We start from the raw sequence: 640 nt of genomic DNA, 5'->3' as shown, positions 1-640 counted from the left end.
CTGTCTCACTCCAATAAGGAAGAGAGGCTCTGCCAAAATAAAAAGTCACTACAGTCAGGAGAAATAAAACAAAAACTCTCTTATAAAAGAAAACAAATGTGCCTGAAGCAATAGAATTAATTATGTATATCTCAATAAAAATTAATAAGAAAGTTAAAATATAACTACCGTAGGCCAATGATTCGGTTTGACGGATTTTTAGTAGCTTAACAATTCCTAATATTAAGAGACTATTAAAATAGACAATATTATTGCTTGAACCTGAAATACCAAGAGACCATCCATCTGGTAATTTTTCTCGAAACTTAATCATCGTTACTCCGTAAAAGGTTTGGCCAATTAGTTTTAGGAACAAGAATGAAGTCTTTTGAGTCCAGTTCATTAGCAATAGCAGCACTAGCTCCACCGCCTAAAAAATGATTCGTAATTCCTCCTTTAATATCTACATATCGCTTACTAACTCCTGTCACTTCAGACGATTCAATAATTTTTTTAACGAATTTATCTATTACAACACCAATAGACAAATCATAAGCAAGATTAGATACCTTGTAATCTTCATTTAATACCACAGAATCTCTTGCACCAGAGGAAACAGATTTTAAGGCTGCTAAGCTATAAACTTTCAGCCCAGTACCCA

At 33.1% G+C, this 640-nt stretch carries 1 protein-coding gene and 1 pseudogene; both read right to left on the bottom strand.

The window, feature by feature from the left end; all coding sequences use genetic code 11:
* On the bottom strand, nt 1-313 hold a 313-nt coding region (locus HMPREF3144_RS04445), incomplete at its 3' end, for a hypothetical protein (protein WP_083290385.1).
* Nucleotides 306-640 (bottom strand): annotated as a pseudogene (locus HMPREF3144_RS04440) (hypothetical protein); the annotation flags it as partial. The pseudogene HMPREF3144_RS04440 and the gene HMPREF3144_RS04445, both read right to left, overlap by 8 nt.

This window comes from Oligella sp. HMSC05A10 (assembly GCF_001808335.1).
GTDB classification, from domain to species: Bacteria; Pseudomonadota; Gammaproteobacteria; order Burkholderiales; family Burkholderiaceae_B; genus Oligella; species Oligella urethralis.
The sequence above is the reverse complement of the archived record's forward strand: the minus strand, read 5'-3'. Positions and strand labels throughout refer to the sequence as shown.